The following is a 25,795-nucleotide window of genomic DNA, read 5'->3' on the forward strand; positions in this document are numbered from 1 at the left end:
CTATCAAGCTGACATCAGTTAATTAACAGAAGGGATGCGATATGACATCACGAATTCAAGTTGGCAATCTGCAAGTAGCACCTGTGCTCTTTGAATTGATCAATGAGCAGATAATACCGGGTACAGGGATCGACTCTGACCGATTCTGGACTAAGCTGGAAGCCTTAGTCGATGAACTCGGTCCCAAGAACCAAGCTCTTCTCGAGAAACGTGATGAATTACAGCAGCAAATTGACCAATGGCATTTAACACATAAGTATGAACCTGAAGCTTATAAGGCGTTCTTGACCAAGATTGGTTACCTTGTCCCCGAAGGTAAAGACTTTTCGGTATCTACGGCAAATGTAGATATTGAAATAGCAGAGCAAGCCGGTCCTCAATTAGTGGTGCCGGTTAAAAATGCACGATTTGCGTTAAATGCAGCTAATGCGCGTTGGGGAAGTTTATATGATGCCCTTTATGGTACCGATGCGATTAGTTTCGATGGTGGCGCCGGGATCACGACAAACTACAACCCTGTTCGCGGCGATAAAGTTGTCGCCTTCGCCAAACAACAGCTAGATACGCTAGCCCCGTTAGCTGTTGGGAGTCATAGCGAAGTCGTTCATTATCAGATCGATGGGACGAGCCTGCTGGTGACCCTTTCAGATGGTTGTGATACGCGCTTACGGGAGCCGGAAAAATTTATCGGCTATCAGGGCGATGAGAAGTCACCTACAGCGATTCTGCTGAAAAATAACGGCCTACATGTAGAGATACAGATAGATGGCGAACATCCTATCGGTAAAACAGATAAAGCCAATGTCAAAGATCTGCTCGTTGAAGCCGCAGTCACCACCATTATGGATTGTGAAGACTCCGTTGCTGCCGTCGATGCGGAAGATAAGTGTGAGATATACCGTAACTGGCTTGGCCTTATGCAAGGAACGCTGTCTGCAGAGGTGAATAAAGGTGGCAAGACGTTCACCCGTGAATTAAATGAGGATCGCCAATATAAAGACATAGAGGGAAGAAACCAGACTCTACCGGGCAGAAGTCTGTTGTTTATTCGTAATGTCGGCCATCTGATGACAAATAATGCGATTCTGGACAAAGAGGGTAAGGAGATCCCGGAAGGGATCTTAGACGGTATGGTGACCGTGCTGGCTGCTATGCATGATCTTAAGGGTAACAATAACCAACGGTCGAACAGCCGTTCCGGCTCAGTCAATATCGTTAAGCCCAAGATGCACGGCCCCGAAGAGGTCGAGTTTACCTGTGAGCTATTCACTAAGATTGAAGATGCACTCAAGTTATCACGTGACACCATTAAGTTGGGTATTATGGATGAGGAGCGCAGAACCACAGTCAACCTTAAAGAGTGTATTCGTGTCGCACAAGAGCGGGTCGTATTCATCAATACCGGCTTTCTCGATCGCACCGGAGATGAAATCCACACTTCGATGCTAGCCGGGCCTTTTGTTCCTAAGACTCAGATGAAGCAGCAAGCTTGGATCAATGCCTACGAAGATTGGAATGTCGATATCGGTTTGGCCTGTGGCTTACCCGGCAAGGCACAAATAGGAAAGGGAATGTGGGCCATGCCCGATGAGATGGCAGCTATGTTAGCTCAGAAGGGTTCTCATCCAAACGCCGGAGCAAATACGGCGTGGGTACCGTCTCCAAATGGAGCCACTTTACACGCTTTGCACTACCATCAGATCAATGTACAAGATCGTCAACAGCTTCTTTGTCAACGTGAGCGGGCGAGCCTGGATGATATATTGACAATTCCACTGCTTGAAAACCCGGCTGAATTGACTCATGAACAGATCCAGCGTGAACTCGACAATAACGCGCAGGGAATTTTAGGCTATGTGGTGCGTTGGATCGATCAAGGGGTAGGGTGTTCGAAAGTACCGGACATTAACGATGTCGGTTTAATGGAAGACAGGGCAACGTTAAGGATCTCATCTCAACATATCGCCAATTGGCTCGAACACGATATCTGCACAAAAGAGCAGGTGATGGATTCGATGCATAAGATGGCTCTGGTGGTCGATAAGCAAAATGAAGCCGATAGTGAGTATATCAATATGGCGCCAGAATTTGATGGTATCGCCTTTAAAGCGGCGTGTGATCTGATCTTTAAAGGAAAAGAGCAACCATCAGGATATACAGAGCCATTGCTGCATGCCCATCGCATCGAGGCAAAGTCTCACCAGCAGGCATAAACATCTCTTAGTTGTTAATAAGTTAAGCCTTATTCTCTGGATAAGCATGAAAAAGCCCCAACTTTCAGTTGGGGCTTTTTGCTGTAAAAGAGTCGTCCGGCACCTCACATTTGCTATTGATCATCATCATACTTCTTCACAATAATCTTGTTATTATTTATCTAAATATTGCTTTGTTGTTACATTCCCTTTACTGTCAAATTAATTAGAGCTTTTACTCTAACTGGTTTTGGAATAAGTTTTTTAAACCGATTTTCTTTACGTTAACAATGGCGGAGCTGGTATGACTGAGAAATTACAGGTTGAAGATGTAGATGTTTACGTTGAGGGTATAGGCGATGAAACAATAGTGATGGTTCATGGCTGGCCTGACACCTACCGGGTATGGGACAAGCAGGTTGACGTGCTTAAAGATAGATACCGTTGCGTTAGATTTACCTTACCCGGTTATGATAAAAGCAAGCCCAGACGGGCGTACGATCTGAAAGAGATCGTGCAACTGATCAACAGCATTGTCGACACCGTCGGCAATGGCAAGCCTGTGATTTTAATGCTCCATGATTGGGGCTGTTTCTTCGGTTATCAGTTCTACATGAACTATCGCGATAAAGTCACCAAAATTATTGGCGTAGATATTGGTGATGCTGGTTCAAAAGAGCATGTGTTGTCGGCCAAAGTGAAAGCCTTTATGTTTGGATACCAGATGTGGTTGGCTGCGGCATGGAAAATTGGTGGCAAGCTGGGCGATGCAATGACCCGTAAGATGGCTAAACTGCTTAATGCTCCCGGAGAGCCTGATTCTATCACCTCATCCATGACCTACTCCTATTATTGGAAATGGAGTCATGTATTGACTGGCCGGTCACTGGATCACCTTCCACTTGAGATCACCTGCCCACTGCTCTTCATGTACGGTGAGAATAAACCCGGAATGTTCCACTCAAAACCTTGGGTTGAGAAGGTTGCCTCTGATAAGCGAAATAGAGTGGAGCCATTTCAAACAAGGCATTGGGTAATGATTGAAGCGCCGGAACGGTTCAACAACATCATGTTAGATTGGCTGGGGAAAAAAGATTAGGTTCATGCCAATCGGTATCAAGATTGTGAAAAAATAAAAAAGCCAGTTACTTAAAGTAACTGGCTTTTTATGAAGTCTATCCCGTACTGCAATAAGTTAACTCAGTGAGTTTACTTGTCGCTGTAAGCTGTACCATAGAAGCTTGCAAGCAGTACCTGTTTAAGCTCTTCAATTAGCGGATACCTTGGGTTAGCTCCAGTACATTGATCATCGAAAGCATCTTCTGCTAGCTCGTCGAGTTTGGCAAGGAAGTCTGCTTCGTTGACTCCTGCTTCCTGGATCGAAGCCGGAATGCCAATCGTCTTCTTGAGTTGATCGATCTCTTCAATGAGGGCTTCAACTTTTTCTTCATCAGTCGTTCCACTTAGGTTTAAATATTCAGCAATTTTTGCATAACGGCAAAGTGCCTTAGGACGGTCATACTGACTGAAGGCCGCTTGTTTAGTCGGCATGTCAGTTGCGTTGAAACGGATAACATTGTTAATCAATAACGCGTTGGCTAAACCATGTGCAAGGTGGAACTCGGCGCCTAACTTATGGGCCATCGAGTGACAAATTCCCAAGAAAGCGTTAGCAAAGGCGATACCCGCAATGGTTGCACCATTGTGGACTTTTTCTCGAGCTATAGGGGCTGCAGCACCGTGATTATAAGAATCAGGAAGGTGTTTAAATAGCAGATCCAATGCCTGTAGTGCCTGACCATCGCTGTATTCGTTGGCCATCACGCTGACATAGGCTTCGAGTGCATGGGTTACCGCATCGATACCACCGAAGGCTGTCAATGATTTTGGCATATCCATGACCAAGTTCGGATCCACAATCGCCATATTAGGTGTTAGCTGATAATCGGCAATAGGGTACTTCATGCCGGTTTTTTCATCGGTAACAACCGCGAAAGGTGTCACTTCTGAACCTGTACCAGACGTTGTAGGAATGGCAACCATCTGAGCCTTAACACCCAGTTTAGGGAATTTATAGATACGCTTACGAATATCCATAAAGCGCAATGCCAAGTCGGCAAAGTCTACATCGGGATGCTCATACATCACCCAGATGATCTTCGCTGCATCCATAGGAGAGCCACCGCCCAGTGCGATAATTACATCGGGTTGGAAGCTCTGGGCCATCTTAGCGCCTTGAGTAACAATCCCTAAGGTTGGATCGGCTTCCACTTCATAGAAGATTTCAGTTTCGAGACCTTGAGACTTTAATATCTTAATCGTCTCATCACAGTAGCCATTATTAAATAGGTATTTATCAGTAACGATAAGGGCGCGTTTCTTATCACTTAACTCTTCGAGTGCAATAGGCAGGCTACCACGACGGAAGTAAATAGATGAAGGTAGCTTGTGCCACAACATGTTTTCAGCCCTCTTAGCGACCATTTTCTTATTGATTAAGTGACTCGGACCTACGTTTTCAGAGATAGAGTTACCACCCCAGGAACCACAACCAAGTGTAAGTGAAGGCGCAAGCTTAAAGTTATATAGATCGCCAATACCGCCCTGTGATGCTGGCGTATTAATCAGTATTCGTGCAGTCTTCATGCGGAAGCCAAATGCCATCACACGCTCTGTTTGCGTATCTTGGTTGGTGTACAGACCCGATGTATGACCGATACCACCGAGTGTTACAAGGGCTTCAGCTTTATCTAACGCTTCATCGAAATTACTGGCGCGGTACATGGCCAGCAACGGAGATAGTTTTTCGTGAGCGAATGCCTCGGCTTCAGAAATATCTTCCGCTTCACCAATCAGAACCTTAGTCCAGTGAGGCACTTCTATATCAGCCATGGCGGCGATGGTTGCAGCGCTTTGTCCGACGATATCGGCATTGAGGCCACCATTTTTTAAGATGACATTCTGCATTGCAGCTGTCTCATCTTTAGATAAGATATATCCGCCATGCGTTGCAAAGCGCTCCTTAACGGTATCGTATATCTCGTCGACAACCACGACGGCTTGCTCTGAGGCACAAACCACGCCATTATCGAATGTTTTAGACATCAAGATAGAGCTAACCGCACGTTTAATGTCAGCAGTTTCATCGATGACAATTGGCGTGTTACCAGCGCCAACACCGATAGCAGGCTTTCCTGAAGAGTAGGCTGCTTTAACCATTCCTGGTCCACCAGTTGCCAAGATAAGGTTTATCTTGTCATGGGTCATCAGCTGGTTCGATAGGGCTACACTAGGCTGATCGATCCAACCGATAATATCTTTAGGTGCGCCGGCTTCGATGGCTGCATTTAATACTAGTCTTGCAGCTGTAGTCGTGGACTCTTTGGCGCGAGGGTGAGGTGAGAAAATAATGCCGTTACGAGTTTTAAGGCTGATTAATGCCTTGAAAATGGCGGTAGAAGTAGGGTTGGTAGTAGGTACGATTCCACAAATAATACCGACAGGTTCGGCTATAGTAACTGTCCCGAACGTCGGATCTTCATCCAGGATCCCACAGGTCTTCTCATCTTTGTACTTGTTGTAGATGTATTCAGATGCAAAGTGATTCTTAATCACTTTATCTTCAATCACGCCCATGCCGGTTTCGTTAGCAGCCATCTTGGCTAATGAGATCCTGGCATCCGCTGCGGCGAGAGCTGCAGCCCGGAAAATTTTATCTACTTGCTCTTGAGTGAAATTTGCATATTCAGCTTGAGCATCTGCTACACGTTGTACAAGAAGGTCGAGTTCTTGTTCATTTGTCACAGTCATATTGTGTTCCTCGAAAAAAATTTAGCAAAATTTGGTTATTTGGCTAAATCATCTCCTTGGAGAAAAATTACACCCAAATGCCAATCTTAACCGTGATCATAACCACAAATCCGGCTGTATATGTAATAAAATAACGATGTTAACAACTTGTTTGCACGTTTTGACGGCAAAAATACCGTTTGTTGATTAATTTTTTTTATCTGAAAATGTGAAATAAATTATAAAAACTCATTTTTCCCATAAGCAATCATAGGGTAGAGTAGCGATCTTCGTAATGTTCAAAGTAATAAAACAGCTTTGCTGTTTATTGTAGTATACCCAAACGACCTCGAAATGCAGGGTTCAGCATGTCTAGAAGGGACAGAGTTCAAGGCATGAAATAGCTGGACTAGTTATTCTAATTCTATATTTCATAACGAAGAAACATGTTCCTTCTCGCCATGCCCTTCGGGAGTTCCCGTAGAATATCAGTACTGCGTTAGTGAAATTGAAAAGGGAGTAACCATTCTCTTCATTCACTGCCTTATTCTGCTATCCTACGGGAGCTCTGAAACGAGCATTTTGAAGTGGCTTGGGTATTATAGTAGAGGGTAAGTACTTGGATTTAACACTTTATGTTAAATTTTTTTTAGGATTAGTGGCGATCATTAATCCTGTTGGCTTGTTGCCGGTTTTTGTCAGCTTAACCAGTCACCAGACAGAAGTTGAGCGTAACCATACCGGTAAGGTGGCAAACTTTGCTGTGGTCGTCATTCTATTGGTGACGATTGTAGCGGGACAACATATTTTGAATATGTTTAGTATTTCACTGTCTGCATTTCGTATCGCGGGAGGTTCTCTGATAGCCATCATAGCCATGTCTATGCTTCAGGGGAAGTTAGGCGAAGTGAAACGCAATAAAGAGGAAGACCGTGAAGCATCGGGCATGGAATCTGTCGCAGTCGTTCCTTTAGCGCTCCCGTTAATGGCTGGCCCCGGTGCGATCAGTTCGGTGATTGTGTCGGCCGCAGAGCATGATTCTTTTATTAACCTTATTGGTATGTCATTGACTGTCGTCCTGTTTGGATTAACGAGTTTTACGCTCTTTAGAATGGCACCCGTGATCTATAAGGTTTTGGGGAAAACGGGGATCAACGTGATCACACGTTTGATGGGACTATTGATGCTGTCCATCGGAATTGAAGTGATAGCAGCTGGGTTCAAAGGGCTCTTCCCAAGCTTGCTCGCTTAGCAATCCTGTTAGATACCGTATCTTTTAAAACGCACTGTTATGTGCGTTTTTTTATGGAAGTGGTCTTCAGATGGATGAAATAACTTTACCTGTCACAGATTTATCGATTGCCCTTTCTAATTGATAACTATCCTTAAAAGCCATAATATTAATATGTAACCTGAGTTCTGTTTATATAGGTTTGTAAAACACCAGCCTTATTCGTTTTCATTTAATACAGGGAAGGTAATCATGGACAAATTGATCTCTACCTTAATGAAAAAGTGCGTGATAACAGTGGATGTCGATGCAAGCATTGAAAGTGTTGAGAAGATATTACACTTTCATCATCTGTCATGTGTGCCGGTTGTCGACTCGACAGGCAGATGTTTTGGGGTTGTCAGTTCTACGGATATTGTGCACTTCCATGCGACTAATAAGGATGCAAAAGTCGAGCGGGCATGGGAAATATGTACCCATAAGATCATCGAAGTCGATACCAAAACCACGATTCGGGAGGCGGCGGAGATCATGGTACAGCATAATATTCACCACCTTCTTGTTGTCGAGGATGATGCCATCAAAGGTATCGTCTCATCGATCGACTTTATCGGTGAGCTTTTGCTTAATAACTTGGCGCTGGAATAAGCTGGTAAATTCCATATAGTCAGTTTGTTCACGCTTTAAAGGCCAAGAGCGGTGTACAGAGTGCCTTCGTAAGATAAGGCCCTCTGCTCCGTTATTTGCCTCTCTTTATCAGCTCCTTTTATTCATTACTCATATTTACTGCTGTTACTCCACACTGAATGCTTGCAGATTTACCATCTCGGTTGATACTTATACCAGTCGGTATAAGAAACTGTGGGAGGCGTTTATCATGTTTCGACGCCGTGCAATTCAGGTACAAGATGTTTATGTTCCTCAACATAAGATAATCGAGGTATACGATAAACTTGCTCCGGTCTATGATATCTGGGGCGCACTCACTGAAACTAAAGCCAGAAGCAGGGCACTCCAGTTGGCCCGAGTGGATGATGGTAGTGCCATTCTGGAGGTCGCTGTAGGGACGGGCTTGACCTTTTTAGAATTGGTTAAACAAAATCCCGTAGGAACAAACATCGGCATCGACATCTCGACAGGTATGCTCGACAAGGCGAAGGCCAGGCTCGAAAAAGTCGAAAACGTGAATTATCAGCTGGAAACAGGTAATGCGTTCAATCTCGAAGTTGAGAGCAAGAGTGTCGATATTCTCATGAATAACTACATGTTCGATCTTATAGCCTTTAACGAGATACCTGTTATTCTCAATGAATTCAGAAGGGTATTAAAAGACGATGGCCAACTGATTTTAGTGAATATGACCCAGGGAGAGTCTATTTTCAGTCGAGTGTATGAGTTGATATACCGTGTATCGCCTAAATTGATGGGAGGATGTAGAGGCATCAGGTTAACAGATGCACTTATTGCATCGGGCTTTAAAGTAGATATACGGGAATATATCCAGCAGATGTTGTTTCCATCGGAAGTCATTCTTGCCCGCCCCGATACCCGAACGCATTTGGAGTAACGATTTTCTATCCGCAATGATAGAGACTTGGTACTTTATGCCGTATCTCTGTCATTGCGTTAAGACTGTTACCTTCTATAGATAGGTATTACTTCTGAACACTCGAGTAAAAGTCTAAAGCTCTCCATTGAGCTCTATCATAGATCCCGCCTTGGGACTGAATAGGTGCTGATGAAGACGAGCGGCAAATTCATCTGTCATACCCGATATATAATCGGCGATAACACGGTGGCTGTTTTGTCCTTTGCTATGACTCTCTCGCCAGCGTTCCTGAGTATGGGTTGGCAGTAACCGTTCCGGATCGGACTCAAATGCCTCAAACAGTTCCATTACTATTTGCTGCCCCTTATATTCCAACATCTGGATCTCAGGCTTTCTAATCACATATTTATAGACAAACTGCTTCAACACCTCTAAGGCTTCGGAAAAGCAGGTATCCAGGCCTGCATTGAAGCGTAGAAGAGGTTCAGTAAAGGCCTTATCTTCGACAATATCGATGGCGGTAACAAACCCATTGACTAAGGTGCCGATAGCATCCTTTCTGAGATGATGCTGATGGGAGAACAGATTATGCCCTATGTTGGTAAACTCCTCTTTAATCCATGCATCGTGACTTGTCGTGAGTTTAGATGCCACATCTTGCTGCCATTGAGATGGTGTGACAATACCCATAACAATAGCATCTTCTAAATCATGTACGGCATAAGCGATGTCATCGGCGAGCTCCATCACAGAGCAATCTAAGGATTTATATTGGGTGCGAAGGTGTCTGTTGGCGCCAAGGTCTCGATGAGATAAAAACCTTGCTCGGTCCGCTCTGTTTAACGGCTTGAGAACCCAATCTAAAATAGCACTATCATCATCGAAGATCCCCTTAACTGGCGTCCACTGTGATGGCTTAAGTTGCCTGATATTGTTAACTGGCTTGTTACCGGAAGTGCGATATAACGATGAGTAAGGAGCAGGGTACTTTAAGATCCCCAATAGGGTCCGGCGGCACAGGTTCATGCCATAGAATTCGGTGTAGGGTTCAAGTCCCGTGAGTATTCTGAATGTTTGCCCATTGCCTTCGAAGCCGCCATGATCGCGCATCATATAGTTGAGTGCCACCTCCCCGCCATGGCCAAATGGCGGGTGACCGATATCGTGGGCGAGGCAGAGGGATTCAATTAAACTCATTGAGTCAAACAGGTGATCAAATTCCGGTCGTTTTTGTTTTAGCTGAGCGCGAATGCCGGTTCCGATTTGAGACACCTCTAATGAGTGAGTGAGTCGGGTTCGATAGAAGTCGTTCATGCCTACACCGAGCACTTGTGTCTTAGCCTGCAAACGTCTGAATGCTGCAGAGTGAAGGATCCGTGCACGATCCCTTTGATAGGGACTGCGATGATCGTTGCGTCTTTTCTTCTCTTCGCTCAAACGCCTTTCATGCCATAGGGACTCTGTCATAGGTAACCTTATTTTCGCGAGTTCGAGTTAAAGTAATCTATTTATGTCATCCAGATTAAGTTTAAAACTGGGAATGAAGCAGTCTATAAAATACTTAACTGCCGGATTAGGATCTTGCTCTAACGATTGTTCGAGTCGCTTCCTGGCCGTATTAAACTCATTATTTCCGGCCCTGTGCTCTTCCAGACATTTAAGGAATGCGCAGAGGGTATCTGCGGATTTAACCAGCTGTTTGTATTCAATGTCGGCATACTCACTGGATAAAAGGCTTTGATACTCCCCTTTAAACTCATCCGGAACCATCTCTAAAAGGCGGTGCTCAGCTATGGCCTCGATTTTTTTATACTCGGCCTCAATCTCTTTATTAAAATATTTGACCGGAGTAGGCAGATCCCCCGTTAAGATTTCGCTGGCGTCGTGAAAGATTGCAACGGTAGCTGCTCTATCAGGACTGAGTTGCGTTCCAAATTTTTGATTGCTGATAATGGTTAGTGCATGTGCAACCATCGCGACTTGTAAGGAATGTTCCTGCACGTTCTCAGTTCTAACATTGTACATTAGTGGCCAGCGTTGAATTAGTTTCATGCGAGCGAGATGGGCGAATAAATGACTCATGTTATTTTGCTACTTAATACAATGACTACATCAAGTTACATTAGCACAAGCATTCCGGATAGAGGCAATAAATTGTTACTTTACACAGAATCGACTAGAGGTTATGAATTGCCCCCAGCCTCCCCAATGTAAGCACATGAATTATTATCCCTTGGTTTCTTATCACCGAATAGATAATCTAGCCTCGACTTAACTTTTAACTTTTAACTTTTAACTTTTAGGTGGTTTACGGCTATGTTGGATTGGGTTCAAAAAATTGCCTTCAGCGACTGCAGCCCTCTCGAAACCCTGGGTATGGAACATAAGTTTGGTTTCAGAAGGTTGCAACCCAAGGTGATGCCCCATAGCCACTGGCATGGGCATATAGAGATTAACTATCTGTTTAACTGCTCAGCCGATTATCTATTCAACGGTAAGAAGATAAGTGTACCAGAAGGACGCATGTTACTGTTTTGGGCCTCCTTTCCACACCAGATGACCGAGACACGCGGTGAGGGCGACTTGGTTAACGTCTATGTACCTTTGCAAGCATTCTTAACCTGGAAGCTACCTAACGAGTTTGTCAGTCAACTCTTGCATGGTGAGGTATTAGTTTCTGATAGCTTGTATGCCAGTGATGAACAGATCACTCGGATATGGGAACAAGATCTATCGAAAAATAATCACATGATGACGGTACAGGTGATTAACGAAATTCGTGGTCGAATTCGGCGTATGTCCCTGGAGAATTACAGTACCTATGAACTGACGAATAAGAGAAGTAATGATAATGGTAAGCCAGCCTTGAGCGGCTTGACGCATGTCCAAACCATGTTGCGTTATATTGCTGACAATTATGATCAGAAGATCACGATTGCTGATGTGTCTGACTCCACCGGTTTACATAAAAACTATGCAATGAAGTTATTTAATCGCGTCATGAGAGTTTCTATTAAACAGTATATTAACCAATTGCGCTTACAGCATTCTCAGGCATTACTCGTCGATACCGAAAAGCCGGTATTAACTATTGCGTTAGAGGCCGGTTTTGGTTCTGTAAGTCGATTCTACGATATTTTTCAGCGTGAATATAACATGTCACCATTAGAATTTAGACGGCGTGTATTGTAGCTTCATATGTTCAGGCATTTCATGATGAGCTTAGTCGTGAGTTTCGCTATCAAGTTTATTCGGTTATTTTTCAGGAACAAATCTTTCTGTCCCATCATGTTGGATAGAACAAATAGTGATTGAATATCTAGTGAGAGCTCAAAGGGATATAGTAGGGAACTGGTTCAGCGCATTTGTTTAGTAAGGGAACTGAGATCCTCTCTATACCTTAAATTAATCGTTTACCTCAGTTGTTCATGTGAGCATATTTAAGAAAACAGCTATCTTAAATCCCCTCTCCATGACGCAATTGTTTACAATGGTGTTACTAAATAGGAAGTAAAAGCACCTTTCCGGGAATGACGTAATTATACCTGTACCGCTAGAATCGACACTGAAGTTATCTAGAGTAAAGGTTAGGGCCCGTGTCAATTTCAGAGCAATTCGATCCAACTGAGCATCCCCATCGTCGATATAATCCGTTAACCTCCGAATGGGTCTTGCTTTCCCCCCACCGAGCAAAGCGCCCATGGCAAGGGCAGTTAGAATCCTACGATGAAACCGTTAAACCTGACTACGACGCAAACTGTTTCTTGTGTGCAGGAAATAAGCGGATCAGTGGCGAGGTAAACCCCTGTTATAAAGGGACGTTTGTTTTTCAAAATGATTTTGCGGCGCTAAAACCCCATGGGCCTATAGTGAGCACTGATGATCCACTCTTCAGTATGCAAACTGAGCAGGGCGAAAGCAGGGTGATCTGCTTCTCTCCCGATCACAGCAAAACCTTACCAGAGTTAGGAATAGAGGAGATTGTACAGGTCATATCAACCTGGCAGGAGCAGAGTGCGGAACTGGGACGAAAATATCGGTGGGTGCAGATTTTTGAGAATAAAGGGGAAGTTATGGGCTGCTCTAATCCTCATCCTCATGGGCAGGTCTGGGCGCAATCTAACTTACCCACACTGGCTGATAAGAAACAGGCGAACTTCAGCGACTACTACGAGAAATTCAGTCGCCCTCTGTTAAATGATTATACGAATCGGGAGCTGTTTAACGAAGATAGAGTGGTTGTCAGTAACCAAGATTGGCTGGTTGTGGTGCCGTACTGGGCAGCATGGCCCTTCGAAACCCTGTTATTACCCCGATTTTCAATTCAGCGTCTCACCGAGCTGACCGAAGCAAAACGCAAATCACTTGCAGATATTATTCAACAAATTACCATCAGGTATGACAATCTGTTTAAGACCGCATTTCCCTATTCGATGGGATGGCACGGAGCGCCGTTTGACGGCTGTTTACATCCGGAGTGGACTCTGCATGCTCATTTTTTTCCGCCGTTACTTCGCTCGGCTGAAATTAAAAAGTTTATGGTTGGTTATGAGTTGATGGCGGAAGTTCAGCGGGATATCACCCCTGAACAGGCGGCTCAACGTTTACGGGAACTCCCCTCGACTCACTATAAGAAAAGCTCGACATAAAGCACTAATATTACGTGCTTTATGTCTGTGCCAGTGAGCTTGAGTGGTTATTGCCTGTATCCATCCATAAACTCACCGAACTCGATTAATGCTTTTTCGAGCTCCTCTTTATGGGGTAAAAATACCACCCTGAGGTGATCGGGCTCAGGCCAATTGAAGGCGGTGCCTTGTACCAAAAGGATCTTTTTCTGTTTAAGAAGGTCGAGAACTAAACGTTCGTCATCACGGATATTAAACTTCTTAGCATCGAGCTTGGGAAAAGCGTACATGGCTCCTTTGGGACACTTGACGCTTATACCCGGGATTTGGTTTAGTAACTCAACACAGGTATCTCGCTGAACTTTTAATCGACCGTCATCGATAAGCAATTCATTGATACTCTGATAACCTCCTAATGCTGTCTGAATGGCGTGTTGATTGGGCACATTTGAACAAAGACGCATCGAGGCCAGCATATCTAAGCCCTCAATATAACTCTTAGCATCTTTTAAGTTACCCGATAGCATCATCCAGCCGACACGAAAACCTGCCGCGCGATAGGACTTTGACAGGCCATTGAATGTCACGGTTAATATGTCATCGGAGAGGCTGGCAGCAGGAATGTGCTGAGCTTCATCATAGAGTATCTTGTCGTAAATCTCATCGGCGAACAGAATAAGATCATGCTGACGGCAGATCTCTATAGCCTGTAACAGCAGCTCTTTGGAGTACACCGCTCCCGTTGGATTATTAGGATTGATAAGGACTAAAGCACGGGTGCGATTGGTGATCTTACTCTTGATATCATCGAGATCGGGAAACCAGTCTGATTCCTCATCGCAGCGGTAATGTTGAGCCTTGCCGCCTGAAAGGTGAACGGCTGCCGTCCATAGAGGGTAATCGGGGGAGGGGATAAGCACCTCTTCATCGGTATTTAACAGTCCCTGCATGGCCATCACGATAAGCTCGGATACACCATTACCGATATAGACATCTTCAATATCGACACCAAAGATCCCCTGCGACTGATAATGCTGCACTATGGCCTTACGGGCAGAGAAAAGTCCTTTTGATTCACAATACCCTTGCGCGCTTGGTAGGTTTAAGATGACATCACGGACAATCTCCTCCGGTGCTTCGAAACCAAAGGGAGCCGGGTTACCGATATTAAGTTTCAAAATTCTATGACCTTCATCTTCGAGACGGCGCGCCTCCTTGTGTACGGGGCCACGAATGTCATAACAGACGGTATCTAGCTTGTTTGATTTGATAATTGGACGCATCCACAACCTCTAAAATGCTATGTCGATGTAAGGGCTTTAATTAGCCTGATGTAAGTATTGGGACAATAACGAATTATTGCGAGTTTTAGAAGGGCAAATCGAGGGTTTAAGAAGATATATATGACATTACCGGCGGATTTTTATTCTGAATTACCATTCGATAACTCAGTGTAAAAGTATAATGTACTGGATATCGCTGCTATAGTGGTATTTGCATCTTTTATGGGCGAGCTCTGATACTTAAAAACCAGTGACAGGCACTGGTTTTTAAAGCATCAAGCGTTATGACTTAGGCACGCTTTTTGAACTCACCTGTGCGAGTATCAATTTCAATCATGTCACCTGTCTTAACGAAGTCTGCAACGCTAAGTGTCGCACCACCTGCGATAGTTGCAGGCTTCGTGACTTTACCGGAAGTATCGCCACGTGCAGCAGGCTCAGTGTAAGTCACTTCGCGTACGATAGTCAGTGGCAGTTCGACAGAGATAGCCTTACCCTCGTAGAAAGTCACCTGGCAGATATCTTCCATACCATCTGTGATGTAAGCCGAAGCATCACCTAAGTTTCCAGATTCTACGTCGTATTGATTGTATTCTGAGTCCATAAATACATACATAGGATCGGCAAAGTATGAATAATTACAGTCAAGACGTTCTAAGATGATATCTTCCATCTTATCTTCACCTTTGAAGCTGCTTTCTGTCGTTGAATCAAGCAGTACGTTCTTTAACTTCATCTTAACGATGGCGGCGTTACGGCCAGAACGAGTCGTTTCAGTTTTCTGAACAACCCATGGGCTGCCATTTAACATGATCACGTTACCAGGACGGATTTCATGAGCAGTTTTCATTACACTATTTTCCTATTTTGGACTTTTCTGTTTCAGTTCGGCATCTTAGCTATTTTTAACAAATTGAACCAGTCGAGTAGCTAGATCTGCATCATTTAATGCGTAAATTGGCCATTTTTGTGCGTGTTGCAACAAAGGCAAATTAACAGAATCAAGGTTTTGCCAGTGAAGAGTCACGGCAGACTGCTGATCTTGGTTGAATGCAAGATTCAATTCGGTCCAACATCTGGCAATTTCGGGTGCAAGATTATCACAGTAAAGATTAATAAAAGCTTCTAACTTTACCAGATGATAGTCATCTTCTTGAGGGTAAATATGCCAGATAAAGGGCTTTGCAGCCCATTGGGCCCGCAGGAATGAATCTTCGCCACGCACAATATTAAAGTCGCAACTCCAGAGCAGGCGATCGAAGCTCGGCTGATCTGTCATCGGCAGAATGTGAAGGTTCAAATTGCCGATAACAATCTGTTGTCCCGGGGCTAACTCTGCAACGGAGCACGGCAGTAAATGAGTCAGACTATTTAAACTGCGGCCCTTAGGGATCAAAGCATGTATCTTTTGATCGGCTCCTTGCCACAGTTGGCATAATGCCGCTAGTGCCTCGGCTTCATAACTGAAAACACTGAACACCTTATCTTGTACATCGATGCCAGTCAGCCCTAGCTGAGTAAACAGTGCCAATTTATTTTCGGGGGCCGACTGCCACGCGGTGCGTTGTTCAAGTAAGGATTTCTCGCAAATGAGTCCGCCGGTTCTTGGGGTAAAGCCAGGGAAATAAAAGTACTTCTTTATGCCGCTTGCTTGCATAGAGGGGAGGCCATGACACCCTTCTACCCAATTTTCAGCACTCAGATATTCCAGATTCAGCCAAAGAGGGGGAGTATCACCGGGGTTTTGTTGCTGCGCTATGAGTTGACTCTTAACTTGCTCAGGCAGCTCACAGCCGAAGGCTTCAATCAGAACCGCACCGGGCACAAAGTTAATTTCTAACGGAACATTCCATTGATGTATGGTGACACGGTTAAACGTTTGTGACCTCTTATCTGGTGTTAGTGCCGGTAAAATATGCGAGAAACTATTTAAATCATCGACCCATAGATTGATATCAAGCTGGTATTCTTCGGCGAGCTGCCTTGCTAACCGCCATGTTACGCCGATATCGCCGTAATTATCCACGACTGCGCAGAAGATATCCCAATGTTGATTAACGGTTTGAATACTCATATGAAATTTAAAGTTTCGTTTTGACATAAAAAAAGCGGCAATCAGCCGCTTTTATTCGAAATCAGATGATTGGGAAGATTAATCTTCCAGCTCAGCCAGACACATCTCTTCGTAGATCTGTTTAACCCATGCATCGACACGCTCTTCGGTCAATTCAGGCTGTCTGTCTTCATCGATACCCAAACCGACGAAGTGCTTCTCATCGGCAGTTAACCCCTTAGAAGCCTCGAAATCATAGCCTTCGATTGGCCAATGGCCGATAACGATACCACCACGACCTTCTACAATTTCGTTCACCATGCCCATGGCATCGAGGAAATATTCTGCGTAATCTTCCTGGTCACCACAACCAAAGATAGCGATTAGCTTATCTTCGAAGTTGATCTGCTCCAGATCGGGGAAGAAATCATCCCAATCGCATTGCGCTTCACCGTAATACCAAGTCGGGATCCCGAAAAGTAATAGATCGTACTCTTGAATTTGCTCTTTGGTACTCTTGGCGATGTCTTTAACATCGACCATCTTCTTACCCAGTTTCTTCTGGATCATCTTGGCGACGGCTTCAGTGTTGCCTGTATCGCTACCGAAAAAAAGACCTACAGTTGCCATTGTCTTTCCTTTATCTAATTTTCTGTGTTTTGGATTCGTTTACAAGAGTTATTGAGAAGTCATTTGCTCTTGTAATATTAATTCTATTAGTTGACTGCGGCTGATGTTACTGGCCAAAGCCTTATCATTCAAGGCGTCATACAAATCTTGTGACACCTTTAACTCTATTCGCTTTAACCCGTTAGCCCTATCACGTTGGATCTGATTTCGCTTATTGACTTTTAGCTGCTGGTCTCTTGGTAGTGGGTTACTACGGGGACGGCCACGGCGTTTTTCTGTTGCGAACAGATCAATTGTGGTTCTGTCTGATGTTTCTTTTGCCATTTAATCAGTGTTTAACCTATGCCTGAGCCTTCCCAGGACATCTGTATTAATCCTTTTGCAATAAACCCGGCACAGCCGAGAAATAAAACTAACCAAACGATATAGCGGCCAAATTTAGGGACTTTACCCTGTTTCAGCACATCATGAATGGCCATGCCGATAAAGAAAAAAATCGAAGCAAAAAATAGGTTTAAGCCTAATGCTTCAATTTGTTCCATATACTGAGATAACATTTCAAGGTTCCTCAGGCCAAAAGAGGCGCGAATATACCATAGATAATGAGTGTATGAAACGGACTTGAGCGATTAATTCCTATCATGCTTTTCAATAAAGTCACAGACGATTCTGTTAAAGATGCTCGGTTTTTGTGCATGTAACCAATGACCTGTACCTTCAATTGTCTTTGCTTGCACATGAGGGAATTGAGCTAAGATAGCTTGTCTATGCTCAGAGGTAACATAATCTGAATCACCTCCTCTAATGAACAAACTGGCACCCATATATTGCAATGGAACAGCTTTTTCATTATACCAGCCAATAAGGTTGGCGTAACAGGCTTTTAATCCCGAAAGGTTCATTTTCCACTGAAAGCCGGTGTCACTCTTTGACAGGTTTTTCAGAAGAAATTGGGCCGTACCCTCATCGATGCCAGCATTTAATAGTTGAGCCAAAGCCTGACCTCTATTCTTGACCTGGCTTAGCTCAATTGAGTCAAGTGCTGCAAATACTGCATCGTGTCTGGATTGGTAGCTTACCGGCGCGATATCAGCCGCAATAACAGATTGAATTCGCTCAGGGTAGTCAAGTGCCGCGGCCATCGCTATTTTGCCACCCATAGAGTGACCGACCAGGTGTGCCCGTGGAATTGATAATCTATCCATTAACTCAATGATGGCTAGAGCCAAGGTGGGGTAGTCCATCGACTCCCAATGTGAACTCAAACCATGATTAGGTACATCTACACGTATGACCCTATGGTTAGCTTCCAGGGTTCTTCCCAATGTTTTCAAATTATCTGAATTGCCAAAAAGACCATGGATCAATATGACAGTAGATCCTTGGCCTGTTGATATAAAGTGCATGCTTGACCCATAACCCTAAAAACAGGTTGTGGATTGTGCCTCTAAACAGGCCATTTTGACAAGAATCAATGTTTCTTGAGTAAAGTGGGTGGTGACTTTTTAATCAAATAGACAGAGTTTGTGCAAACAGCAGCAGAACAATCACAATTTAGAACTAATGCCTCTTTATTATAAGGCCATAGATGACATACACTTGGAAATCGATCTAATGAATACAACAAAGATCAAATGAGTCATTGATTGTAATTGAACCAAGCCAGGTAAAATCTCACTTAAGGAAGATTAAGGTCATGAAATATATCGAGGTTGATGAAGAGTTATATCGCCATATAGCCGGAAAAACCGAGCGTATCGGTGAGAGTGCTTCAGATATCCTACGTCGTTTGCTGGGCCTGAACGTCGAAGCGGTGAACCATGATACTCCGGAGACAATCAGTCATCCGGGTATGGAACAAACCGAGAATGTTGTCGCGCCTGTTGAAATTAGAGAAATTGCCAAAGACCTCACTGAAAGTATCAATAAAGAGGAACTTGCTGCACAAAAGGGAGCTGTCGGACGCTTTCTGTTTATCCTCGAAGCTGTTTACCGAGCCGCACCGGACCAATTTTCTCAAGTCCTGCAAATTCAAGGCAGAGACAGGCTATATTTTGCGACATCAAAAGCTTCATTGCTCAAGGCCAGTAAATCTGCAAACCCTAAAGAGATCGGTCAAAGTGGGTTTTGGGTCACGACGAACAATAATACTGCAAAGAAGCGTACTATTTTAACCGAGGTACTTCACCAATATGGTACTGTCGAAGCACAAATAGAAGCCATAACAAACAACATTTAGCCAACCGAACATCACAACTTGTGCATCCTTGAGGGTGCGCAATTTTTTATGCATCCATTTAATAGTTGATATATCAGGAGATAGCTTTGGCGATTCATAAGCGAGCCGGACAGGTAGCGATTCAACAGGATTTGGTCAATATCCCTAAGCTAATGAGTTGTTACTACAGCATAACACCGGATATCAATATTGTTGAGCAACGAGTCACTTTTGGCACGTCTGGCCACCGTGGTTGTGCGTTTAACGGTAATTTCAATGAACAGCATATCCTTGCTATTAGCCAAGCCGTCGTAGACTATCGAAAATCTGCGGGCATATCAGGGGCCCTTTATCTGGGTATCGATACCCATGCACTCTCTCAAGCGGCCTATATAAGTGTCATCGAGGTCCTGACCGCTAATAACATTCAGGTTGTTGTGCATCAAGATGACGGTTTCACACCGACTCCCGTGGTATCACATGCTATTGTGGTCGCCAATAAGCAAGATGGAAAAAACGTCGATGGTTTGATTATTACCCCATCTCACAACCCGCCTCAAGATGGTGGTATTAAGTACAACCCTCCGCACGGTGGGCCTGCTGAGGGTGAGATAACCCAATGGATAGAGCAGCAGGCTAATCAATATCTCAGCAATGACCTTAAAGGGGTCAAAAGAATCAGCTACCAGCAGGCTATCGGATCAAGCTTAGTCGAGTCTGTCGATCTCATCGCTCCCTATGTCGATGATCTCGCCAGCGTTGTCGATATGCAGGCGATAGCCGACGCCGGCGTGCGTATTGGTGTCGATCCTCTCGGTGGTTCAGGCATCTATTATTGGGATAAGATAGCGGCGCGTTATGGCCTCAATATCGAGCTAGTCAATGAAAGTGTCGATCCACGTTTTGCTTTTATGCCTCTGGATAAAGATGGCAAGATCAGAATGGATTGTTCTTCCCCCTATGCCATGGCCGGATTATTACGACATCAGGACAGATTCGATCTCTGTGTAGGTAATGATCCAGATTATGATCGTCACGGTATCGTTTGTCCGGGCAGTGGATTGATGAATCCAAACCATTTTCTCGCCGTCGCAATCGATTATTTGATCACTCACAGACCACTATGGTCACAAAAACTGGTGATAGGGAAAACCTTAGTTTCAAGCTCTATGATCGATAAAGTGTGTGCCCAACATCAACGAACGATGAGTGAAGTTCCCGTCGGATTTAAATGGTTCGTCGATGGTCTTGCTCAGGCAAGTTTCGCTTTCGGTGGAGAGGAGAGTGCGGGTGCGGCATTTTTAAGACGTGATGGTACCACCTGGTGTACCGATAAGGATGGATTTATCTTAGCCTTATTGGCCGCCGAAATTCTGGCTGTCACAGGTAAGACTCCGGCCGAACGTTATAAGGAATTAGTCGCCCAGCACGGAGAAAGTTTTTATAGCCGCGTCGATAGCCCTGTCAGCACCGAAAAGAAAACGAAATTTGCCGATATTATTGCAAATGATGTGGACGTGAATGTTCTGGGAACAATTAACTTAGGCGGTGAGCCTATCCAGAATGTTATGAGCCGGGCACCTGGCAACAATGCCAGTATAGGCGGCATCAAGGTTGTCACCGAAAACGCTTGGTTTGCGGCGCGCCCCTCGGGTACCGAAGCCCTGTTTAAGATCTATGCCGAAAGTTTTATCAGTCAGGCTCACTTAGAGCAGGTGATCGATGAGGCTCAGTCGATCATCGAGCGTATGTTGAAGAATTAATAGTAGTAATCAGTTTCCAGGTTCTGGGTTCCAGGTTGTGGGTATTATTCCTACTTCCTGTAACCTAGTACCTATAACCGACTTTAATAAGAGATGTGACAACTGGGTAAGTTGTTTTTTTCCAGATAATTCTGATGATATTCTTCGGCACGGTTAAATTGTAAAACCGGGACAATTTCCGTCACTATCTGCCTCTTTCCCCATTTACCACTGCGCACTAAGCTTAATTTAGACTGTTCGGCCGCCTCTTTTTGCGCTTTAGTGTGAAAAAAGATGGCACTACGATATTGTGAGCCTATGTCTCCACCTTGGCGATTTAAGGTGGTCGGATTATGGTTCTGCCAAAATATGGCTAATACCTGTTCATAAGACACCTGGTTTTCATCGAACTCCACTTGAACGACTTCTGCGTGACCCGTGTTACCGGACTTTACCTCACTGTAGTTGCTAGAGGAATCATCGCCCCCCATATATCCGCAGCTGGTTTTAGTCACTCCCTGGATCTGATTGAAAAAGTACTCCACCCCCCAAAAACAACCTGCACCAAATGTCGCTAAAGCCATTACCTACCTCACTTAAATTTGTTACTCGACCCAGGCCAAATATGCTTATCCGTATAAACGTCTGGATGGCCAGATGTCTATATTGTGTTTCACTCCGGAGAGAAATGCAAACAGAAATTGAAATACTTGAGTTAACCTTGTGGATAGAAGGAGATTTACACCGCCGATAAATGGCTGACGCGGGCGTAAAATGTTACTATCCATATTCGAGCTTTCATAAAAACTAGAAAAGGATCCTGTGCTTATATGTCTGTTTCCAGAACATATCTTTGTGCAGGAACAATTAAGGAGTATCTCGTGTTTCAAGCGCTAAAAGAGTCTAAGGACTTTTTAAACCTCACCCTTGCACATCCTCAACACTTAGATGAAACCTGTTCATTCTTGCTGGGTGACCATACTCAAGTAGAAGTTTGGGATACCGGTGTTATCGTATTTGAACCTAAAGTTAATCAAGGCACAGATATTGTCTTGTCCTGTGCCGTCCATGGGAACGAGACTGCACCGATAGAACTGTGCAATGAACTGGTTAAAGCGCTGCTTGAAGAGAAACTCATCGCTAAACAAAGGGTGCTTTTTTTATTTGGTAATCCTGCGGCGATTATAAACGGAACTCGTTTTATTGATGAAAACTTAAACCGTCTGTTTAATGGGGCGCATTCCTCTGGAGAGGGATTGGTTAACCCTGAAAGGATCCGAGCTAAGAAGCTCGAATTTTATGTAGACAAATTTTTTGCCGCTCAGACAGAAGATCGCCATCGAATTCACTATGATCTTCACACGGCTATTCGCGGTTCAAAGCATGAAAAGTTTGCTATCTATCCTTATCGTCCGGGAAGACAGTTTAGTGGTAAGCAGATCATGTTTCTTGAGGCATGTGGTATCGATACTGTGCTTTTTCATCACGAACCTACGACCACCTTCAGTTATTTCTCATCTCTGAATTATCAAGCCGATGCATTTACCATCGAGCTGGGTAAAGTCTTGCCTATGGGTCAAAATGACATGACCCGCTTCATTGCTCTGAATGAGATGTTAAACAGATTGATTAGCAATGAACCACTGGAGTTGTCAACGTTTGACCTGAATAAGGTTAATCTCTATCAGGTCTGTCGTGCGATTAATAAAGAGTTTGATGACTTCGAATTTACCTTTGCCAATGATGTCGAAAATTTCACCTCCTTTCCTGAAGGCTACATTCTTGCGAAAGAGGGGGGGAAAAATATCAAAGTCGAGCATAAGGTAGAAGCGGTCGTTTTTCCTAATGCTAAGGTCCCCGTGGGGCAGAGAACCGTGCTTTGTCTGAAACCTGCGACCACTGAGAATATCGATTTAGGTAACTAATATTGCTACGGCAGTGAGCAATTTGCTCTCTGCTCAATGTTATAAGCACTTAGCTTGAATCGACATAGAATTAGTGTGATGTTAATGATGCTTCCCGGGGCATCAACTAACCTTTGTTGTTATATAGAAGCCCTGTCTATTCATTCTACGGCGTATATATATGACAACAGGTTAAAAGAATAAGAGCGGTCTTCGCCATGACTTCAAGCTGCGGATGTAAAGCTAAAGATACGCACAAGGTCGATGTTAGTTTTTATTAAGCGGGTGAGAATAGTTGATAGGTAGTTTACGTTAACGTAATGTTTCTCCCGCGTATTACAATAATTGGCGTTCTCTATGTGGAGATCGCACTAAATAACAAATGCACTCAGCTGATAAGAGAATAGTATGAGCAACGCAACAAGCCATAATGAAACTGTCCATCGTGTCAGTTTTCTCGATAAGGACTCTGTGTCAGTCCCTATTTTAAAGATATTGCAAGCGGACGGTACCGTGTATGAAAATGCCGTTTTGCCCACTATAGATCAAGAACTTGCAACAAAGATTCATGATACTTGTGTTTTTACACGTGTGTTGGATGAACGTATGTTAGGCGCTCAACGCCAGGGGCGTATCAGTTTTTATATGACCTGTACCGGTGAGGAAGCTTCTATCATAGGAAGTGTGGCATCGTTAGATAGCGAAGATGTGATCTTAGCTCAATATCGTGAGCATGCAGCGATACGTTACCGTGGTTTTTCTACTGAGCAGTTTATGAATCAACTGTTCAGTAACGAGAAAGATCTTGGTAAGGGCAGGCAGATGCCGATCCATTATGGCTCTGCCGAGCTTAACTATCAGACAATCTCCTCTCCATTGGCTACCCAAATACCTCAGGCAACGGGTGTGGGTTACAGCTTGAAGATGCAAGATAAGCGTAATGTCGCCGTTTGTTACTTCGGTGAAGGCGCAGCCTCTGAAGGCGATTTTCACGCGGGATTAAATATGGCGGCTGTGCTTAAGTCACCGACCATCTTTTTCTGCCGCAATAATGGTTACGCCATCTCTACACCAACCAGCGAGCAGTTTATGGGCAACGGTATTGCCAGCCGCGGCCCGGGGTACGGAATACATACTATACGCGTAGATGGTAATGACATGCTGGCGGTATTGGCGGCGACACAACAGGCACGTGCTCATGCTATCCACAATAAAGAACCTGTTCTGATCGAGGCGATGACCTATCGACTCGGTGCTCACTCCTCTTCAGATGATCCATCGGGTTATCGCTCTAAAGAGGAAGAGGCTAAATGGCAGACACATGATCCTGTTAAACGTTTCAAGTTATGGATGATTAACAAGGGCTGGCTTACTGAAAAACAAGACGCAGACCTGTATGAGAAGTACCGTAAAGAGGTACTTGCTGAGCTGAAGCTTGCTGAAAAGCGTCCTATGTCGAAGCTCGATACCATAGTCGAGGATGTTTATGACGCGCCAACACCTAGATTAGAGCAGCAATTGAAATCCCTTAAGAAGCATCTGAACAAGTACCCGGATTCATATCCAAACAGCGTTGGGAGAGTATAAGTCGTGGCAAAAATTAATATGTTACAAGCCATCAATGACGCGCTTTCACTCGCATTCGAGACAGATGATAAAGCGATTTTGTTTGGTGAAGATGTCGGACATTTTGGTGGTGTATTCCGTGCGACTTCAGGTCTGCAGGAAAAATACGGCAAAGAGCGTTGCTTCAACACCCCCTTGACTGAGCAGGGGATTGCCGGATTCGCAAATGGGTTAGCCTCTAACGGAATGACGGCGATAGCCGAAATTCAGTTTGCAGATTATATTTTTCCGGCAATCGATCAAATTGTGAATGAATCAGCCAAATTCAGGTATCGCAGTGGTAATGAATTCAATGTTGGTGGTATTACCTACCGTACACCTTATGGTGGCGGTATAGCCGGCGGTCATTATCATTCTCAATCTCCGGAAGCTTACTTTACCCAAACAGCGGGTTTAAAAGTAGTGGTACCACGCAACGCGTATCAGGCTAAAGGCCTGTTACTCGCCTCTATCCGAGATAAGAACCCGGTTGTTTTCTTTGAGCCTAAGCGTCTCTATCGCGCCAATATTGGTGAAGTGCCCGACGGCGATTATGAAATTGAGCTGGGCAAGGCTGAAGTTGTCCGCGAAGGTAACGATATCACGCTTCTTGCGTGGGGGGCTCAGATGGAGATCATCGAAGAGGCGGCCGATATGGCGGCAAAGCAGGGAATATCCTGCGAAGTGATCGATCTGAGAACCTTGGCACCTTGGGATATTGAAACCGTGGCGGCGTCGGTTAAGAAAACGGGTCGACTGCTGATCAATCACGAAGCACCATTAACGGGGGGCTTTGCCGGAGAGATAGCAGCCACGATACAGGAGGAGTGCTTTCTTTATCTTGAATCGCCAATCAGTCGTGTCTGTGGTTTGGATACCCCGTATCCATTGATCCATGAGAAAGAATATATGCCAGATGCGCTGAAGACATTTGAGTCGATTAAAGCAACGGTTAAATTTTAGGAGCTTGG

23 protein-coding genes are annotated in these 25,795 nt (G+C 44.4%); 12 read left to right on the forward strand and 11 right to left on the reverse strand.

Going from position 1 to position 25,795, the window contains the following annotated elements; translation table 11 throughout:
• The first annotated feature begins 41 nt into the window (after nt 1–41).
• Nucleotides 42–2,213, forward strand: coding sequence for a malate synthase G (locus EKG39_RS06510; RefSeq protein ID WP_126504940.1), 2,172 nt, complete (start codon nt 42–44; stop codon nt 2,211–2,213).
• 283 nt (nt 2,214–2,496) lie between these two features.
• On the forward strand, nt 2,497–3,291 hold the full coding sequence (locus EKG39_RS06515) for an alpha/beta fold hydrolase (protein WP_126504941.1): 795 nt from the start codon (nt 2,497–2,499) through the stop codon (nt 3,289–3,291).
• 110 nt (nt 3,292–3,401) lie between these two features.
• Here the strand turns inward: EKG39_RS06515 and adhE are convergent, their stop codons facing one another.
• Nucleotides 3,402–6,002: a bifunctional acetaldehyde-CoA/alcohol dehydrogenase gene (gene adhE, locus EKG39_RS06520; RefSeq protein ID WP_126504942.1), complete on the reverse strand. Its 2,601-nt coding sequence runs from the start codon at nt 6,000–6,002 to the stop codon at nt 3,402–3,404.
• Between the two features lie 598 nt (nt 6,003–6,600).
• Here adhE and EKG39_RS06525 point away from each other — a divergent pair.
• The 3 genes from EKG39_RS06525 to EKG39_RS06535 all read left to right on the forward strand — a co-directional run bounded on the left by EKG39_RS06525 (nt 6,601) and on the right by EKG39_RS06535 (nt 8,779).
• Nucleotides 6,601–7,233, forward strand: a complete 633-nt coding sequence (locus tag EKG39_RS06525; RefSeq protein WP_126504943.1) for a YchE family NAAT transporter — start codon at nt 6,601–6,603, stop codon at nt 7,231–7,233.
• Between the two features lie 231 nt (nt 7,234–7,464).
• The gene (locus EKG39_RS06530) at nt 7,465–7,860 is read left to right on the forward strand and encodes a CBS domain-containing protein (protein WP_126504944.1); all 396 of its coding nucleotides are present in this window, start codon (nt 7,465–7,467) and stop codon (nt 7,858–7,860) included.
• A 229-nt stretch (nt 7,861–8,089) separates the two neighbouring features.
• A complete protein-coding gene (locus EKG39_RS06535) occupies nt 8,090–8,779 on the forward strand; it encodes a class I SAM-dependent methyltransferase (protein WP_126504945.1) in 690 nt (229 codons plus the stop codon).
• Nucleotides 8,780–8,893: 114 nt separating this feature from the next.
• On the opposite strand, the gene EKG39_RS06540 is transcribed toward EKG39_RS06535, so the two are convergent.
• Together EKG39_RS06540 and yfbR are read right to left on the reverse strand one after the other, a co-directional pair.
• Entirely contained in the window at nt 8,894–10,228 is a 1,335-nt protein-coding gene (locus EKG39_RS06540; protein ID WP_126504946.1) for an anti-phage deoxyguanosine triphosphatase, read from the reverse strand.
• 27 nt (nt 10,229–10,255) lie between these two features.
• Nucleotides 10,256–10,843 carry a 5'-deoxynucleotidase gene (gene yfbR, locus EKG39_RS06545; protein WP_126504947.1) on the reverse strand — a complete coding sequence of 196 codons (588 nt, stop codon included), beginning with the start codon at nt 10,841–10,843 and terminating at the stop codon, nt 10,256–10,258.
• Nucleotides 10,844–11,077: 234 nt separating this feature from the next.
• On the opposite strand from yfbR, the gene EKG39_RS06550 reads away from it, so the two are divergent.
• Complete coding sequence (locus EKG39_RS06550; RefSeq protein WP_126504948.1) at nt 11,078–11,953, forward strand: helix-turn-helix domain-containing protein; 876 nt, start codon at nt 11,078–11,080, stop codon at nt 11,951–11,953.
• Between the two features lie 410 nt (nt 11,954–12,363).
• Entirely contained in the window at nt 12,364–13,410 is a 1,047-nt protein-coding gene (locus EKG39_RS06555) for a UDP-glucose--hexose-1-phosphate uridylyltransferase (protein ID WP_126505329.1), read from the forward strand.
• 47 nt (nt 13,411–13,457) lie between these two features.
• Here the strand turns inward: EKG39_RS06555 and EKG39_RS06560 are convergent, their stop codons facing one another.
• The 7 genes from EKG39_RS06560 to EKG39_RS06590 form a co-directional block, all read right to left on the reverse strand.
• Nucleotides 13,458–14,672: a pyridoxal phosphate-dependent aminotransferase gene (locus tag EKG39_RS06560; protein ID WP_126504949.1), complete on the reverse strand. Its 1,215-nt coding sequence runs from the start codon at nt 14,670–14,672 to the stop codon at nt 13,458–13,460.
• Nucleotides 14,673–14,961: 289 nt separating this feature from the next.
• Nucleotides 14,962–15,522, reverse strand: a complete 561-nt coding sequence (gene efp / locus EKG39_RS06565) for an elongation factor P (RefSeq protein ID WP_126504950.1) — start codon at nt 15,520–15,522, stop codon at nt 14,962–14,964.
• Nucleotides 15,523–15,567: 45 nt separating this feature from the next.
• Nucleotides 15,568–16,746, reverse strand: a complete 1,179-nt coding sequence (gene earP, locus EKG39_RS06570) for an elongation factor P maturation arginine rhamnosyltransferase EarP (protein ID WP_126504951.1) — start codon at nt 16,744–16,746, stop codon at nt 15,568–15,570.
• 78 nt (nt 16,747–16,824) lie between these two features.
• Nucleotides 16,825–17,355: a flavodoxin FldA gene (gene fldA / locus EKG39_RS06575; RefSeq protein WP_126504952.1), complete on the reverse strand. Its 531-nt coding sequence runs from the start codon at nt 17,353–17,355 to the stop codon at nt 16,825–16,827.
• 48 nt (nt 17,356–17,403) lie between these two features.
• Nucleotides 17,404–17,679 (reverse strand): LexA regulated protein, encoded by a 276-nt coding sequence (gene ybfE, locus EKG39_RS06580; RefSeq protein ID WP_126504953.1) that lies wholly within the window; start codon nt 17,677–17,679, stop codon nt 17,404–17,406.
• 11 nt (nt 17,680–17,690) lie between these two features.
• Nucleotides 17,691–17,912, reverse strand: a complete 222-nt coding sequence (locus tag EKG39_RS06585; protein WP_012142679.1) for a DUF2788 domain-containing protein — start codon at nt 17,910–17,912, stop codon at nt 17,691–17,693.
• A gap of 72 nt (nt 17,913–17,984) precedes the next feature.
• Nucleotides 17,985–18,761, reverse strand: a complete 777-nt coding sequence (locus EKG39_RS06590) for an alpha/beta fold hydrolase (protein WP_126504954.1) — start codon at nt 18,759–18,761, stop codon at nt 17,985–17,987.
• Between the two features lie 290 nt (nt 18,762–19,051).
• Here EKG39_RS06590 and seqA point away from each other — a divergent pair, with 290 nt between their 5' ends.
• Nucleotides 19,052–19,594, forward strand: a complete 543-nt coding sequence (seqA, locus tag EKG39_RS06595) for a replication initiation negative regulator SeqA (protein ID WP_126504955.1) — start codon at nt 19,052–19,054, stop codon at nt 19,592–19,594.
• Nucleotides 19,595–19,680: 86 nt separating this feature from the next.
• On the forward strand, nt 19,681–21,336 hold the full coding sequence (gene pgm / locus EKG39_RS06600; protein ID WP_126504956.1) for a phosphoglucomutase (alpha-D-glucose-1,6-bisphosphate-dependent): 1,656 nt from the start codon (nt 19,681–19,683) through the stop codon (nt 21,334–21,336).
• 83 nt (nt 21,337–21,419) lie between these two features.
• Here pgm and msrA read toward each other — a convergent pair whose 3' ends face one another.
• Nucleotides 21,420–21,899: a peptide-methionine (S)-S-oxide reductase MsrA gene (msrA, locus tag EKG39_RS06605; RefSeq protein WP_126504957.1), complete on the reverse strand. Its 480-nt coding sequence runs from the start codon at nt 21,897–21,899 to the stop codon at nt 21,420–21,422.
• A 297-nt stretch (nt 21,900–22,196) separates the two neighbouring features.
• Between msrA and astE the strand changes: the two genes are divergently transcribed.
• The 3 genes from astE (at nt 22,197) to EKG39_RS06620 (ending at nt 25,787) form a co-directional block, all read left to right on the forward strand.
• A complete protein-coding gene (astE, locus tag EKG39_RS06610) occupies nt 22,197–23,240 on the forward strand; it encodes a succinylglutamate desuccinylase (RefSeq protein WP_126504958.1) in 1,044 nt (347 codons plus the stop codon).
• 387 nt (nt 23,241–23,627) lie between these two features.
• A complete protein-coding gene (locus EKG39_RS06615; RefSeq protein ID WP_126504959.1) occupies nt 23,628–24,806 on the forward strand; it encodes a thiamine pyrophosphate-dependent dehydrogenase E1 component subunit alpha in 1,179 nt (392 codons plus the stop codon).
• Between the two features lie 3 nt (nt 24,807–24,809).
• Nucleotides 24,810–25,787 carry an alpha-ketoacid dehydrogenase subunit beta gene (locus EKG39_RS06620; protein WP_126504960.1) on the forward strand — a complete coding sequence of 326 codons (978 nt, stop codon included), beginning with the start codon at nt 24,810–24,812 and terminating at the stop codon, nt 25,785–25,787.
• Nucleotides 25,788–25,795: the final 8 nt, after the last annotated feature.

The organism is Shewanella atlantica, from assembly GCF_003966265.1.
Classification (GTDB): Bacteria; Pseudomonadota; Gammaproteobacteria; order Enterobacterales; family Shewanellaceae; genus Shewanella; species Shewanella atlantica.